Source organism: Ignavibacteria bacterium, from assembly GCA_017303675.1.
Lineage (GTDB): Bacteria > Bacteroidota > Ignavibacteria > Tepidaquicellales > OLB5 > OLB5.
The window spans coordinates 537,001-552,754 of sequence record JAFLBX010000002.1; the positions used below are offsets into that span (position 1 = coordinate 537,001).

Annotated in this window: 9 protein-coding genes; 2 read left to right on the forward strand and 7 right to left on the reverse strand. The window is 39.6% G+C overall.

The features are described 5' to 3' along the window. Positions 1–2: 2 nt before the first annotated feature. The 7 genes from J0M37_11810 to J0M37_11840 form a co-directional block, all read right to left on the reverse strand. On the reverse strand, positions 3–1,694 hold the full coding sequence (locus J0M37_11810; GenBank protein MBN8585771.1) for a T9SS type A sorting domain-containing protein: 1,692 nt from the start codon (positions 1,692–1,694) through the stop codon (positions 3–5). Positions 1,695–1,709: 15 nt separating this feature from the next. Continuing rightward, complete coding sequence (locus J0M37_11815) at positions 1,710–1,934, reverse strand: hypothetical protein (GenBank protein MBN8585772.1); 225 nt, start codon at positions 1,932–1,934, stop codon at positions 1,710–1,712. A 42-nt stretch (positions 1,935–1,976) separates the two neighbouring features. Beyond that, a complete protein-coding gene (locus J0M37_11820) occupies positions 1,977–3,236 on the reverse strand; it encodes a sodium:proton antiporter (protein MBN8585773.1) in 1,260 nt (419 codons plus the stop codon). A 28-nt stretch (positions 3,237–3,264) separates the two neighbouring features. Next, the gene (locus J0M37_11825; GenBank protein MBN8585774.1) at positions 3,265–4,785 is read right to left on the reverse strand and encodes an NADH-quinone oxidoreductase subunit M; all 1,521 of its coding nucleotides are present in this window, start codon (positions 4,783–4,785) and stop codon (positions 3,265–3,267) included. 73 nt (positions 4,786–4,858) lie between these two features. Beyond that, positions 4,859–6,172 carry a pyridoxal phosphate-dependent aminotransferase gene (locus tag J0M37_11830; GenBank protein ID MBN8585775.1) on the reverse strand — a complete coding sequence of 438 codons (1,314 nt, stop codon included), beginning with the start codon at positions 6,170–6,172 and terminating at the stop codon, positions 4,859–4,861. Positions 6,173–6,403: 231 nt separating this feature from the next. Next, the gene (locus tag J0M37_11835) at positions 6,404–7,894 is read right to left on the reverse strand and encodes an aldehyde dehydrogenase family protein (GenBank protein MBN8585776.1); all 1,491 of its coding nucleotides are present in this window, start codon (positions 7,892–7,894) and stop codon (positions 6,404–6,406) included. Positions 7,895–8,065: 171 nt separating this feature from the next. After that, positions 8,066–8,527, reverse strand: a complete 462-nt coding sequence (locus tag J0M37_11840; GenBank protein ID MBN8585777.1) for an HNH endonuclease — start codon at positions 8,525–8,527, stop codon at positions 8,066–8,068. A 362-nt stretch (positions 8,528–8,889) separates the two neighbouring features. On the opposite strand from J0M37_11840, the gene sprA reads away from it, so the two are divergent. Further along, entirely contained in the window at positions 8,890–15,480 is a 6,591-nt protein-coding gene (sprA, locus tag J0M37_11845) for a cell surface protein SprA (GenBank protein ID MBN8585778.1), read from the forward strand. Continuing rightward, the gene (locus J0M37_11850; protein MBN8585779.1) at positions 15,477–15,740 is read left to right on the forward strand and encodes a SemiSWEET transporter; all 264 of its coding nucleotides are present in this window, start codon (positions 15,477–15,479) and stop codon (positions 15,738–15,740) included. The genes sprA and J0M37_11850 overlap by 4 nt, the downstream gene beginning before the upstream one ends. Positions 15,741–15,754 lie beyond the last annotated feature (14 nt).

Genomic DNA, 15,754 nt, shown 5'->3' on the forward strand with positions numbered 1-15,754 from the left:
TTTTATTTAACTAAAATCATTGATCTTGTTTGTGAAAATTCACCCGCAGTGAGTTTATAAAAATACACACCGCTTGCCAAAGCGCCGGCATTGAAATTTATTGAATGCTCCCCTGCCGGGTACCTGCCGCTGGCAATAGTTTTTATCAATGTACCAATTGAGGAATATATCTCTATTTTAAGCTGTGATGCATTCGGCAGGCTGAAAGAAATACGAGTATTCGGGTTGAACGGATTGGGGTAATTCTGCATCAGGCTGAACTCAGCCGGCATATTACCACTGTTTCCGCTTACCGGAAGCAGCTCATCAATTTCGGATGTGAATATTTCCTGGTTAAATCCGCCGGCGCGCTCATCAGTCCATACAGGAACAAGACGCTTGCCTGCATAATCCAGGTCAATATAATCACCAAATCTTACATTGCTGCCGGGTATAAGCGTTGGAGAAGGTTCCGTACTTAATAATTCATTGGTAAATGTTACACCGCCATCATAAGACCTGGCAATATATGCTTCGACAATTGTGTTATCTGCAGTATTCCTGGAATCCATGAACAGCACAGCAATATTGCCCTGGTTATTAACAGCAATGGTTGGCCAGTACTGAATTTTACCGTTACCTACAGGATCGTTGTTTATCCTTAAAGGGCTTGACCAGTTTGTTCCGCCGTTAGTGCTCTTTACAAGAAAAATATCACAATCACCATTGCGGTTATCAGCAAATGCTATATATATCCAGCCCCCTCTTGGACCTGTACTGTTATCACTGGCTATGGTTGGGAAAGTATTCACATCATTGGGTAAGCCGAAGGGAAAAGTTCCTGTAGTTATTATCTGGTCAGTGCCGAAATTATCTCCGCCGTTTACGGACTTGTCAAAAGTAACTTCAGCATCAGAGCTGAAACCCAGCCAAACTACATTTACCTGTCCGTCACGGCTTATACAAATATCTGAACCCTGCACTCCGCCGGTAGCATCGCTTACATTGCTGGGTGTGCTCCAGTTTACGCCAGCATTGGTTGATTTTGTTACCTTAATTCCGCCAAGTGAAAAGCTTGTCCAGCTAATATACAGAGTGTTTAAGAACGGGCTGATATCACTCAGATCTGTGGTAATCCATTCCTTATCTTCAGTTCCTGTTTGTGAACATATAAATGCCTGCGGAAAGGTCTGCCCGCCATTGGTTGATTTATAAACTGCTAATGTCAGGTTACCGCCTGAGAGTCCCTGGATTGCAACAACGGCAATATAGAAATTTCCGGCTGTATCAACAGTAACAACAGGGTCGCTGTTTCTTGTAAGACCGCCCGGAAGCAGAGTTGAATCGAGTATTCGGGAAACTGACCATGTAAGCCCGCCATTGGATGAATAGCTGTAGCCAACCCTGCGGTTGGCTGCGGGATCTATACCATACCTGAAATCACGCCATGCGGCAACAACCTTGTTGGTATCTTTTCGGCTGATCCTTACCGAGGGTTCATTCTGCGGAGCTGAATTCTGTGATATGTTAATATTAAAGAATTCAAGCGGGTCCGGCTTCATATTTACCGGTCCGGGTGTATTATAAACCTTCCCGGGGATATCAAGTGCCAGCGGGTAGTTCAGTCTTTCCCTGGCAGTCATTTGAGAAAGTGGATCTTTGGTCATTGAGAGCATTAATAAAAAAAACAGGGCTAAGAGAGTGGTGTTTTTCATTTGTGATATGATTATTTATTGTATGATATCTGAATTATACCTGTATTTTTCGATAATATCTTCATCGGTCGATGAAGCTATGATTTCGCCGCAGTTCTGGCACTGGAAAACAACTTCAGTTGGCTTTGCGCTGTAACCCATTGAAAGCCAGAAGTAGCCTTTTTTGTTATACTTTGTTTTTGGGATTATCATAGGGTCGCCAACAGAAAAGCCGCATTTACATTTTTTACCTGTATTCATTTACAAATATAAAGGTATTAAAAAATCTGAACAAGTGAATATTTACTTAATAAATATCCACCAAATCAGCAAATATATCGGTATTAGGACGGGAATTGAGAACATATACATATATTTAAAGAAACCGGGTGTTTCTACATCCTGGTTATCGGCTATAGATTTTACCATAAAGTTGGGTCCGTTGCCTATATAGGTCATTGCGCCGAAAAATACAGCTGAAATTGAAATCGCAACAACATGCGCTTCGTGTTCCGCAATAAAAGCAAGTACATTCTGCACACTGTTCACATCGAGGCCGTAAATACCCATAGCGGCAGTAAGGAAAGTTAAATAAGTCGGGGCATTATCAAGAAATCCGGATAAGATCCCTGTGAACCAGTAGTATTGCGATGGAGATGTAACACCAAGGTCTGTGGAATGAATTCTCAACAGTTCAAGCGCCGGGGTCATTGTAATAAATATACCAATAAAAAGCCATGCAACTTCTTTTATAGGATGGAAATTGAACTGGTTCTTTTTATGGATCTCTTTTTTTGTAAGCTTATATGAAAGAAAGGCAGTCAGTAACATAATTCCTTCTCTTAGGAAAAGAGGACTTGTTATAAAAACAGAGCCTATTACCACAGCAAGGAAAATAAAATTTATTCCTCCTGTTATTTTTATTTTTTCTTTTGCTTTCCTTTCAATTTCTTCCACTTCATCAGGGGCTTTTTTAAAATTTATAGTATCAATTATATAAAATATAATAAGCAGTATAACAATAGCCAGCAGCCATTTAAAGAATACTTTATCAAATATCCAGAAGAACGGAATACCTTTTAAAAACCCGAGGAAAAGCGGCGGATCGCCGATTGGAGTTAAAGCGCCGCCGACATTTGACACAATAAAAATAAAAAATACTATATGAAAATTGGTAATTCTGACTTTATTGGTTTTAATATAAGGCCTTATAAGCAGCATGGAAGCACCGGTTGTGCCGATAATATTCGCAAGAACCCCGCCTATTGCAAGCAGCACAGTATTCCTGAATGGTGTTGCAAGCCCTTTTATCTCAATTAATATTCCCCCTGAAACAATATACAATGCAGTTAGAAGCGAAATGAACATTACATATTCTTCCAGTGAGTGCATCAGGCTCCACCCCTTGGTGATTATGATGTAATATACAGCGGTAATAAAGCCGAGTCCGACTGATACAATATGATAATTATCATGCCAGAACTTAGGGGCAATAAAAGGCATCACTGCAATGGAAAGCAGTAAAAATACAAAGGGAAGAACGCTAAGTATGTTAGGTTCCATTAATAAATCAGCTAGTTCTAAATTAATGTTACGGAGTTTTCAGCAGATTTCTCTTCGCTGTTTCAACATTTTCAATAAGCTTCTTTACAGATGCTTCTGATTTGCTTAAGAATGTATTGGGGTAAACACCGATCCATATAATGAATATAAGCAATAGTGATGATGCAAAGATCTCCCTGAAATTGAGATCAGGGATAGTTTTATTTTCTTCTTTGGTAATAGGTCCAAGTAAAACTCTCTGGTACATCCACAATAAATACACTGCGCTTAACACAACACCTGTTGTTGCCGCAATTGTGTAAGTATGATTATGTAGCAGCGGTGAGTTGAATGAACCGATAAGGATCATAAACTCACCTATAAAGCCGTTCAAACCGGGTAAACCGATTGATGAGAGAACTATTACCAGGAATAATGATCCGTAGATAGGAATAGTCTTAAGTATACCGCCGTAATCTGCTATTTCACGGGTATGCCGTCTGTCATATAAGAATCCGACGAACATAAACAGCGCGCCGGTTGAAAGTCCGTGGTTCACCATTTGAATTATCCCGCCCTGTATTGATTCCACGGTCATAGCGGCAATGCCAAGCATTATAAAACCCATATGGCTGACAGATGAATACGCAACAAGCTTTTTGATATCCTTCTGCGCTATGCAAACCATAGCACCGTAAATGATGCCAATTACACCAAGCAGTGCAAGCAGCCATGCATAAGATACGAAAATCAGCGGGAAAAGCTCCATTGAAAACCTTAACAGACCGTAAGTACCCATTTTAAGCAGCACGGCTGCAAGGATGATACTTCCCGCAGTTGGCGCTTCAGTGTGAGCGTCCGGCAGCCACGTGTGGAACGGGAACATCGGCACTTTGATGACAAAGCTAATTGCGAAGAAAATAAATAGCCATAGCTGAATCTTCTCAGGAATGTAAGGTGATACTTTCTTCAGCTCAAGATAATCGGTTGTAAATCTGCCGATCTGCGGCGTTAGATACTGCGATATCCAGATGATAGCCACAAGCATCAGCAGAGAGCCGAACATTGTATATAAAAAGAATTTTAAATTTGCGTAATATTTATTTTTACCTCCCCAGAACCCGATTATAAAGTACATCGGTATCAGTATCAATTCCCAGAACATGTAGAACAGGATGAGGTCGAGCGAAAGAAATACCCCGAATAAAGCTCCCATAAGCAACAGGAGCAGGAAGTAAAATTCTTTAACCCTTGTAGTAACAGAATTCCATACCCCCAGTATTGTTACCGGGAAGATGAATGCCGTAAGCATTACCATTAAAATAGAAATACCATCAACACCAAGCTGGTAGAATACATTGAATTCTTTTACCCACTGGTATCTTTCTATGAACTGGTAATCAGGGTTAGCAGCATTATACATTGAAAACAGGTATAATGAAAGCCCGAATACACCGCTTGAAATTACAAGCGAATAGATCTTAATTAACTTTTCATTCTTTCCAAAAAACAGAATCGGAATCCCTAATACAATTGGCGCAAAGATCAGAATTGATAGAATATTGTTCACCTGGTTATAAATTTAAAATTTTAATGTTTACTTTTTCTGTTGAAATAAATATTTTTCCTGTAATCTGAATAACTTACTTTTTGTGATTTTCGTGAAACAGCTTCAGGCGTTCTTCAAGCTCAGGAAGCTGTGAATCATGGACCAATGATACACATGCCCTTATCCCCTCAGTCCGCAGGCTGCCGGTATTGCTGAGTGATATTGCGCTTATACCGTAATACAATAGCTCTTCGAGCAGCTGCTCACCTGTTAAGCCATCATAGGCAACTGTGAAATAAAATCCATCAGCTATAGGATCTCCGTCATCATGATCATAAACTATCCTGAAACCGTTGACAAGGAACATCTTTTTCATTTTGCCGGCGCGGTGACCGTATATCTTAACTTCCTTCACAAAATCATGATCGCCGTCATTTACAGCCTTAAGCAATGCTGCAAGCGCATATTGTGTGGAGTGTGTTACTCCCGCGCTTACGGAGTAAGCCGAGCCGTATATCATAGTATGCCCGAAGTTTGCGCTGCTGAAATATCTGAGCAGGTCAGGATATTCACGGTTGAACAGGCTGTTTGAAATTATTATACAGCCGATACGCTGACCGGCGTAAGAAAATATCTTTGAGCCTGATACAAGTATCATGTAATTATCGCAATACTTTGCAACTGTTGGCTGATGAGGTTCCAAACCGGGCTTTGAATAATCCTTACGGAAATCCATATTAAAATATGCCAGGTCTTCTATGGGAATAACATCATACTTTTTGCAAAGCTCGCCTATTATCTGAAGCTCTTTTGCGGTAAAACAAATCCATGAAGGATTGTTAGGATTTGAATACAACAGGCAGGAAATATTTCCCTGTTTTAATTTTGCCTCAAGGGCTTCGCGCAGCTTTTCACCGCGGAATTTATAAACATCGATATTAGTCTGGTTTATTCCCAGCACCTTAAGCTGCATTTTATGCACCGGGAAACCCGGGTCTAAAAAAAGCACTGTATCTTTGTTCTTATCTGCCCTTGCAAGTGTTAAAAATGTTACAAAGCTTCCGCTGGTTGAGCCTGTGCAGGGAATGCATGATCTTTCCTGCACATCAACATCAAGGAATAACTTTATGAACCTAGAAATTTCGCGTTTTAATTCCGTGATGCCTTCGATTTCAGGATAAGCGTTTGCCACTCCCCTTTTTAGCGCTTCAATTTCGGCATCAATGCCTATCTTAGAAGCAGGAAGCCCGGGAACGCCCATTTCCATTCTAATGAATTTTTTGCCGCTTGCTTTTTCTATTTGATTTATAAGGGTTCTTATTTCTCTGATTGATGCTTTGCCTACATTCGGCAGTTTTGATTCTTCGATCTTCTGTTTAACTATATTAAAGTCTATAGGAGTGTTAATCCGTATATCTGACGAAGTTTGTAACAGAGTATTTTCGAGTACTTCTTTCACTTTTATATATGTCTATAAGACAAGTATTTTATTGTATTTGGGTTATAATTTATTAACAAACTTAACCAAAAAATGCGTTTTATTCAATAAATAAAGGAGTGACAATAATGATTATTCTATTTATTAAAAAAGGCAACCCGATTGAGTTGCCTTTAATTTATTTTAACCGTTTCACACAAATCAATCCTGCGGCACTGTAACATTGTACCAGAACTTCTTCTTCCGGTCAAGCACTTCATCAATGTGAATATGTTTAACTTCAGTATAAGCCTTCAGGCCTTCAATGCCAAGCTCTCTGCCAATACCGGATTGTTTATATCCGCCAAAAGGCGCTTTATCATTAAGTATATGCCATTCGTTGACCCATACAGTTCCCGCTCTCAGTTGTTTAGCAACGTTTAGCGCGCGGTCGTTATCACGTGACCATACACCGCCTGCGAGTCCGAAGCTTGATGCATTTGCAATACGAATTGCGTCGTTTTCATTATCAGCTTTTATTACAGCAAGTACGGGTCCGAATATTTCTTCCTGTGCAATTCTCATATCATTATTTACATCAGCAAAGAGTGTTGGCTCAACATAACATCCCTGTTCGAATCCTTTAGGTACTCCACCCCCGTAAACCAGCTTCGCGCCTTCTTTTTTCCCTATTTCAATATATTCCAATACACGCTTTTGCTGTTTTTCACTTACCATCGGACCGATATCAGTATCTTTATCCATCGGGTTGCCGATCTTCATTTTGGCAAGCTTAGCTTTCAGCCTTTCAACAACTTCATCGTAATTTTTATTTGTTAAAATTAATCGTGAACCTGCCACGCAGCATTGACCGTTATGGAAATATCCCGCGTATGCTGAACCGTCTATTGCAAGATCAAGATCCGCATCATCCAGTATAATGCTGGCTGATTTTCCGCCAAGCTCAAGTGTAACACTTTTCATTGTTGCTGAAGCAAGCGACATAACTTTTCTGCCAATTTCAGTTGAGCCTGTAAAAGCGACTTTATCAACCATCGGGTTAGTTACCATTTCTTCGCCAACTTCAGCATCGCCTGTAATTATATTCACAACGCCTTTGGGCAGATCGGTTGAGTCAATTATCTTTGCAAGCTCAAGCGCGCTTACTGATGTTTCAGGCGCGGGTTTAAGTACTATTGTGCAGCCTGCGGCAAGTGCGGGACCTATCTTCCACATTGCCATCTGCAGCGGGAAGTTCCACGGTATAATAGCCGAAACAACTCCAACAGGTTCGCGCACCAATAGATTCTTGCTCACACCTTCCTTTGAAATATCGAGTGTTTCGTTAAGATCTGTAAGCGCAAGCTTTGCAAATGTACTTGCCGCGCGGTATGTAAGAAACATATCGTCCTTTGATTTTTTGTAAGTTGAGCCTGATTCCTTTATTTCAAGCTCCTGCAGCATTGCGGAGTTTTCTTTTATCTTATCTGCAATTTGTTTTAAGATCGCGCTGCGTTCTTCATTTGATTTGCCTGACCATATACCGCTATCAAAGGCATTGCGTGCAGCTTTTACAGCAAGTTTGGTATCTTCAACAGTTGATTTAGCAAGCTTCGCGAAAACGCTTTTATCGTACGGGTTCACTGCATCCATGGTTCCGTTATCAGAGGCATTTCTGAACTCACCGTTTATGTAAATTTTGTATTCGAGCATTAAGTTATGTTTATGTTTTTAATTAATAAAAATTTCGTGATAAATTTTCAGAATCAGTAAAGCTATACATTATCCTTTAAATTTGAATTGACAAATTTAGAAATTTTGAAATTTGGGTTTTGACATTTGACATTGAAGAACAAGATCCTTCACTTCGTTCAGGATCGGGAGTTAATTCATATACAAATACGGTTTCCAGTCGTCATCTACCCTGCCGACGAAGTGTTTCATGAATGTAATATGAGAAGGACGCGTAGGTTTTTTGAATAGCTGCATTTTAGCATCTTCGGGTGAGCGGTCACCTTTTTTATTGTTGCACTTTACGCAGGCAGTAACAAGGTTCTCCCATGTATCATCACCGCCTTTTGATTTCGGAACAATATGATCAATTGTCAGCGGAAGATCATGCCTCTGGCAGTACATGCATTTATGCCCATCCCTGCGAAGAATATTTTTTCTTGAAAGAACGATCTTTTTGTAAGGAACTTTTATATATATTCTGAGCCTTACAATTGTCGGAAACGGAAGCTCTGTATTCACTGAATAAACTTTTTTGGAATCTTTAGCTGATATGAGCTCAGCCTTTCCCAGAAAGATAAGCACTACTGCTCTTTGAACATTACAAATACTCATAGCTTCATAGTTCTGGTTCAGCACCAGCACTTTGCCGCTTAATTTGCCGTTAGTATACGGCTGTTCCCAGGGGTCACTGAATTCAAATGCATGGTCTGATTCGAAGTCGTACGTCCTTTCTTCAAAACTGTTATGATTCTTTGTAATTTAGATATTCATAAAAATAGCATTTTTACCGAAAATAAGCAAGGGAGGCTGTTTAATTTAAAAAATGACAAAATTTATCATTTAAAAATTTTGGTATTGCATTATTTGAGTTCAAAACCTAAAATTACGTAATTACAAACTAAAAATGCCTATGAAGCAATAATTACGGTTTTAAATCTTAGAGTAAATTATTGTTAAAATATAAAACCAATTACATGAAGTTTCTGTTTGCTGCAGTTTTGTTTATCGTTATATTCAGCTCAGCAAATGATACTTTCGCTCAGGGCAGGGATAGAAGTAAGTTCCAGATCGGATTCATAGATACATCAGGCTCTTACCTGGATACCTCACTAATAAGCGATACAACTAAGATCAGGGGTCCGATTGACTCGACTGCAAGGGTTAATAATTTCAAATTTGAAAAAACTGAAGACCCGGTACCGGAATACGGCGATTGGCGCTCTCCCCTCTTATTATACGGCTCTCAGCTTGAACGTTATGATATAAAATTCGATTCACTCAATAATGTTGTAATTACCCAAACACTGGATGGCGAACAGCTTAAAGTTCCGCTTGTGCTGCCGCTTGAAAAATACCTCGAGCTCAGAAGCCGGTTAAACGTTAAAGACCAGTTCTACCGCCTTGTTACCGATACATATATAATTGAAACTGAAGATGACCTCGAGAAGCTTTTCAAGAATATAACTGAAATAACGATCCCGCTGCCATTTGCAACTGAAACAATATTCGGCCCCCCTACTATCAATTTAAAGATAAACGGTATCATTGATATTACAGCCTCATATCAAAAGAGTACCAATGACCTGCAGACAATTTTAAGCGAATCACAAAATCAGAATAATATCAATTTTAAGCAGGAAGTCCAGGTCACAACCAAAGGAACTGTTGGAGATAAGCTGACAGTAGATGCTGACTGGAACTCTCAGCGTACTTTTGAATTTGAAAACCAGCTTAAGTTAAAATATACCGGTTATCCTGATGAAGTAATTCAGAGCATTGAAGCAGGTAACGTTTCGCTGGAAACACGCTCAAACTTAATAGGTAGCACACAGGCATTATTTGGTGTCAAAGCTCAATTCAAATTGGGTCCGCTTACACTTACAACAATTGCATCACAGAAAAAATCAGAAAAGAAAGAAGTTAACATCACCGGCGGTTCAGTTGAAACCCCATTTGATAAATCGATATACGATTACGCTGAAACCAACTACCTTCTTGATGAAAGATGGGGGCAGTATTTTACCAGTTACTATACAACGGGTATTACCCCGATTGATATAACACAAATTGAAGTATGGGTTTATGCTGAGCCTAACAATCCCAATAAAAGATCTGTATATGCAAACGATACTTTATGGCGCAGGCCGGTAGGCGGTTATGTTCTTCAGGATAGTACTACTGCAGAGCTTGGCCATACATTAATAGGAAATTTTGTAAAGCTTGATCCTTCAGAATTCACATATAACAGGTATGCCGGTTATATCACATTAAAAACACTGCAAGCGCTTGGCAAAGATGCTATTGCAGTAGCATATAAATACAATGGACCCGATGGCAATGATGTGCAGGTTGGTGATTTTTTAAATGATATTTCTCCAAGCGCGAAAGTTAAGCTGAGGCTGCTTAGATATGAAAACATGAAGCCGCCAGACCAGGACCCGAATTACAGCCGCCTGTGGGAAAGGATGCTTAAAAACATCTATCACATTGATGCCAGAAATATTAAGAACGATCCTTCAAACCTGACTTTTAATATTTATTATACTGAGCCGGGTCTAACTCCAAATCCACAGTATAACGGGCAAACAGCACCCATCAGCAACAGGTCATGGATGAACCTGACCGGCCTTGATTACAGAATTAATGGTCAGCCAAGTGACAGTATTCCTGCCGGTGATAATGCATTTGACTTCTTCCCGGGCAATACTATAGATCTTGAAAATGGATTGATAATCTTTCCGTATTTAAGACCTTTTTCAACCGCTCTCAGAGATAAAGGCGTTGAAGAAACTTTCGTTGGCAGAAACGATACTATTTACACTTCATCAAAAACAACTGCACAAAGTGTAGGATATTTAAAGTTCACTTTAAAAGGAACAGCAAAAGGCGATGCTTCATCAAGATATTCACTCGGGTTCAACCTGGTTGAAGGTAGCGTAAAAGTGTTCAATGGTTCTGTTGAGCTTGCCCAGGGAATAGATTATTCCATAGATTACGCATTAGGCGAACTTGTGATAATTAATGCCAGCGCGCTTGTTGCGGGGGCAAACCTGAAGATCACATATGAAACCAACGACCTTTTCCAGCTTGCATCCAAAACTTTGCTGGGTACCAGGGCTGAGCTTCAGATAAATAAAACAAGCTATCTTGGCTTTACCCTTATTAACCTGAAACAGCAGACATTAAACAATAAGATAAGGATCGGCGAAGAGCCTACCAACAATACAATTATTGGATTCGATGCATCAACAGATATTAAGACCAACTTTTTAACTAAGCTGGTAAATAAAATTCCGGGGTATAATACCAAAGAAGAATCAATACTTAATTTTAAAGGTGAAGTTGCATTTATGCTGCCTGACCCCAACACTTTAAAAAGTATTATTCCCAGTGATAACGGCGAATCAGTTGCTTATATTGATGACTTCGAAGGTGTAAAAAAAGTTATACCCTTAGGTTTGAATCCCCTTTCATGGACATTGTCATCAATTCCGTATGATGACAGGCTTGTTCCCGGAACATTTACTGATGAAGTAAGAGACAGCTTAATGAGCAGGAAACGCGGCAGGCTTAACTGGTATAATCTGCTTAACAATGTTCCAATACTCGAAGTATATCCGTTCAGAAGTGTTGCAAGCAACCAGAACCAGTCTTTAACCCCAATGGTGTTTGATATCAAGCCTGATTCTGTAGGTCAGTATAATTATTTAAAATATAATGACTTTTTTGCAGAAGGTCCGGCTGAAAATAAATGGAGCGGTGTCTTTAAATTTATTAACTCATCACAGACTAACTTAATTGATGAAAATATAAATTACATTGAAGTCTGGATGCAGGTAAACGGCGGAATTCCGATTGTTAGCGATTCAGCTAAAATGCTTATTGACCTGGGAGCGATTTCTGAAAGGATCATTACTTCAAAAACAATGCCGCTTAATTCAACTGATCCCAACATTAATTATCACACTGAAGACAGGAACGGCAGCGGTCAATTGGATGTAGGTGAAGATAACGGTATTGACGGCCAGCCAAGCTCAGTTGAAGCGCAGTATTACCCTGATCTTGTAAGTGAAACAGGAGGTGACCCAAGCCGTGATAATTATTCATGGGTCCAGGGTAGCACAAATTATTCAGGATTTAACGGAACAGAGCTTAACGCTACAAATTTAACCGAAGCAAAAAGAATTGATACAGAAGACCTTAATAATAATGGTAACCTTGATCTTATAAATAATTATTTTGAATATGTAATTCCGCTTGATTCAAACTCGTTTAAAAATCACCCGTTCATAGCCGGCGGAGGAAATGCTGGCTGGTACCAGTTCATTATTCCGCTTGATGAATGGCATAGAACTGTTGGCGGAAGTCCCACTTTAACCAATATTCAGTATGCAAGGGTTTGGTTCAAGGGTTTTGAAACACAGACTCAGATTAAGATCGTTGATTTTAATTTAGTTGGTAACCAGTGGGTTAAGGAAAATAAAAATGATACTACTTATACAGTATCAGTTGTAAATATAGAAGATAATCCTAACTACTACTCCCCCCCGGTTGATGGTTTAAGACAGCGTGACCAGACACAGGTAGATCAGAATGTGCTTTCAAACGAACAGTCAATGTCACTGGATGTTCAGAAGCTTCTGCCCGGACAGGATAAGTTTGTTTTCAAATCATTTAATACAAGGCCTCTTGATCTTGTAAATTACAAGATTTTTAAGCTATTCGTAAACGGTGACAGCTCATTTACATATACCAGTCCGAATGATTATGACGCAGCAGTTGTGGTAAGGATCGGTAATGATACATCGAATTACTATGAATACCGCGCTCCCATAAGACCTGATGTAAGGCCAATGACACCATGGAACGCTTTCAATGAAGTTATAATCAATTTATCAGAATTAACTGCTATAAAACAAAAAGCTGATAGTACAGGTATCATTCATTACGAACCTGTTATAAACGGTCCCCCGGGCGCTTTTTACGGAGTTATAGGAAGTCCTTCTATACGTGATATTAAACAAATATCTCTGGGTATTTATAATAACAATAATAATCCCATTGTGCCGAAGGAGCTTACCGGTTCAATCTGGTTTGATGAAATGAGGGTTATCCAGGCTAATGATGCAAGCGGGTATGCGTTTACTTTAAGTACCGGTTTAAAAATTGCTGATCTTGCAACTTTGAACTTCAGCTATAATAAAACTGATCCTAATTTCCATTCGCTTGAAACAAGCTTTGGCGGGTTAACGACAGCCAACAGCTGGGAATTTTCAGGAGTGGTTAATGCCCATAAAGTGCTCAATGCTTTGCTTTCAAAATATGTATCTGTCAAGTTCAAGGATTTCTTCACCCTGCCAATTTCATTTTCACACCAGGAAATTCTGGATAAGCCTAAATACCTGCCGGCAACTGATATTGATCTTGAAACAGCAGCAAATAACCGCTATGCACAGATACTTGCTGAAACCGGCAACCAGGAGCTTGCTGCTTATTACGCTGACCAGATCAGAGTTTCAGCGCAGACATTGAGGATAGCAAACAGGTTCTCTATAAGCGGTGCTAAGTTCACTTTCCCGGGCGAAAACTTTTTTGTTCAGCAGATACTTAACAAGATTGAAATTAATTTTGTTAGGAATTCTTACACAGAAAGAACCCCCACTCTTGAAAGCAAATATGCATGGGATATGAACGGTTCTGTTGGATTAAGTTCAGACTTGGATTTAATGAATACCCTGAATCTTAAGATAGGAAAATTCCTTCCGTTTGGTGAAGAGTTCAGCCAGGCCAGAATGTATTTCTTTTTCCCATTCATGCCGCTTGCTCCCCTATTCACTAATAACATTTCGCTTTCCGGAAGCTTTAACAGAAGGCGCGGTGATGAAAAGTTAAGATCAAGCTTTGAAAACAGCCCGACATCAAGGCAATTTGATGCTAACAGGGGCTTTACTATGAACTGGAAGTTCATTGAGAACTGGATCGTTGACCTGCAGGGCGATTATTCTTTCCGTTCAGGCAGCGACCTCACATATCTTGAAACACTTAATGATTCAGCAAGAACACAGCGTCCAAATACTGAAATTTTCGATGACATTTTCTTTAATAACGGACTTATTAACTGGGGTAAAGATCTTGATTACTCTCAAACTGTTTCTTTTAATCCAAGGTTCAACATTCCCGGCTTAAGGGATTTCATTGACCTCACTGGGAGCTACCGCGTTATTTACGGATGGCGTGCTTCCAATTTCAACAATGCACAGGGAAGCAATGTTGGATATAACACCGATATGCAGGCAACGGCTTTTGTAAAGCTTAAGAATCTGTTTAATATCTTCAGCTCAACAAACAAAATTATGGGTGGCTCAGGCAAAGGTTTCCAGCAGCAGGACCCCGCTGATCTGTTAAAAATACTTAAAACTTTTTTACCTGACCAGGTTTCAGTAACATATGCGCAGACCAAACAGCTTCAGAATCCCGCGATACAAGGCAGACCCGGTTTTGGTAATTTCTGGATGCAGTTCAATTCCAAAGAAAACCTTGGTCCATCCAGAATGTACCAGCTTGGTTGGGAAACTGACCCGGGCAGAAGAATTCCGCTCACAAACCTGGTTGATAACCTGAATCTGAATACAACATATACATTCAATACGTTTATTAACCCGATCTTCCCGGACAATTTGAAGATTAATTTTACTTATAAGACCGGAACGGGTACGATCAGCGCATTAACATATAATACCGATTCACTTGGATTCCTTGGCACACCTGTAAACTCATCTGAGAACAGGACAATTACAAGACCCAGTTTTTTTGTAAGCCTTGGAACAGTTGCAGATAAACTGGGAATTCCGACAGGTCTGGATACTTTAAGCCCGGCAAAGTTCTTCTCGGAAAATTTCGAAAAAAATGTTGTCAGCATGCCCTTCCCCAGCTGGAATTTATCATTAACAGGTATCGAAAAATTTGAAATGTTCCAGAATATTGCACAGGCGATAACACTTGAAAGCGGTTATTCAAGTGAGTACCGTAAAGTTCTTACTTACGACGGATTAAAACCGGAGTATATTAGCGCACAGGCGCTGACATCAGGATTTACACCGCTTATTGGTGTTAACTTCACATTTAAACAGCTTTCCGGAGGAAACCTGACGGCTTCATTTAAGCTGAGCAATACTGATAATATAATTATGGAGCCAAACAATGCGAAGCTTACAAATACAGCCACAAGTGATATTGCAATAAATGCTAGTTTTACCAAATCCGGATTTTCACTGCCGCTGTTCGGGTTATCACTTGAAAATAATCTGACAATTTCATTTTCATATACGCGGACCAAGAATGATCCTCAGGTCTATTCTTTTTTAAGCGGATTCTGGGAATCGAACTCTCAAAATGGCTCTACTTCAACAACACTGAATCCTTCGATTCAGTATAATCTTTCAAGAAGTGTAACTATGCAACTGTTTTATAAATATACCAAAATTGAACCTACCGGTTCAAACCTGCAGATAACTACAAGAACGACCAATGAAGCTGGCTTGAACATTAGACTGCAGATACAATAAACTTGGAAACATTCACTTTAGCGCTTGGTTTGCTGGCAGCCTGTTTAACAACATTTGCTTACCTGCCGCAATCCATAAAAGCTATCCGGACAAAACATACCAAGGATATCTCTTTCCCGATGGTAATCATGCTTGAAGCAGGCCTTATAACCTGGCTTTCATATGGTATTCTTATAAACAGTATCCCCATAATTGCGGCAAATACAGTTTCAATTGTATTTATGACCACTATCCTTATTTTGAAAATTAAGTACAAATAGCGATATTTATTTAT

Excerpts from the sequence above, each read along its gene's own strand:
- J0M37_11820 (MBN8585773.1), bottom strand. The coding sequence starts at position 3,236 with ATGGAACCTAACATACTTAGCGTTCTTCCCTTTGTATTTTTACTGCTT.
- J0M37_11840 (MBN8585777.1), bottom strand. The coding sequence starts at position 8,527 with ATGAGTATTTGTAATGTTCAAAGAGCAGTAGTGCTTATCTTTCTGGGA.
- J0M37_11815 (MBN8585772.1), bottom strand. The coding sequence starts at position 1,934 with ATGAATACAGGTAAAAAATGTAAATGCGGCTTTTCTGTTGGCGACCCT.
- sprA (MBN8585778.1), top strand. The coding sequence starts at position 8,890 with ATGAAGTTTCTGTTTGCTGCAGTTTTGTTTATCGTTATATTCAGCTCA.
- J0M37_11810 (MBN8585771.1), bottom strand. The coding sequence starts at position 1,694 with ATGAAAAACACCACTCTCTTAGCCCTGTTTTTTTTATTAATGCTCTCA.
- J0M37_11835 (MBN8585776.1), bottom strand. The coding sequence starts at position 7,894 with ATGCTCGAATACAAAATTTACATAAACGGTGAGTTCAGAAATGCCTCT.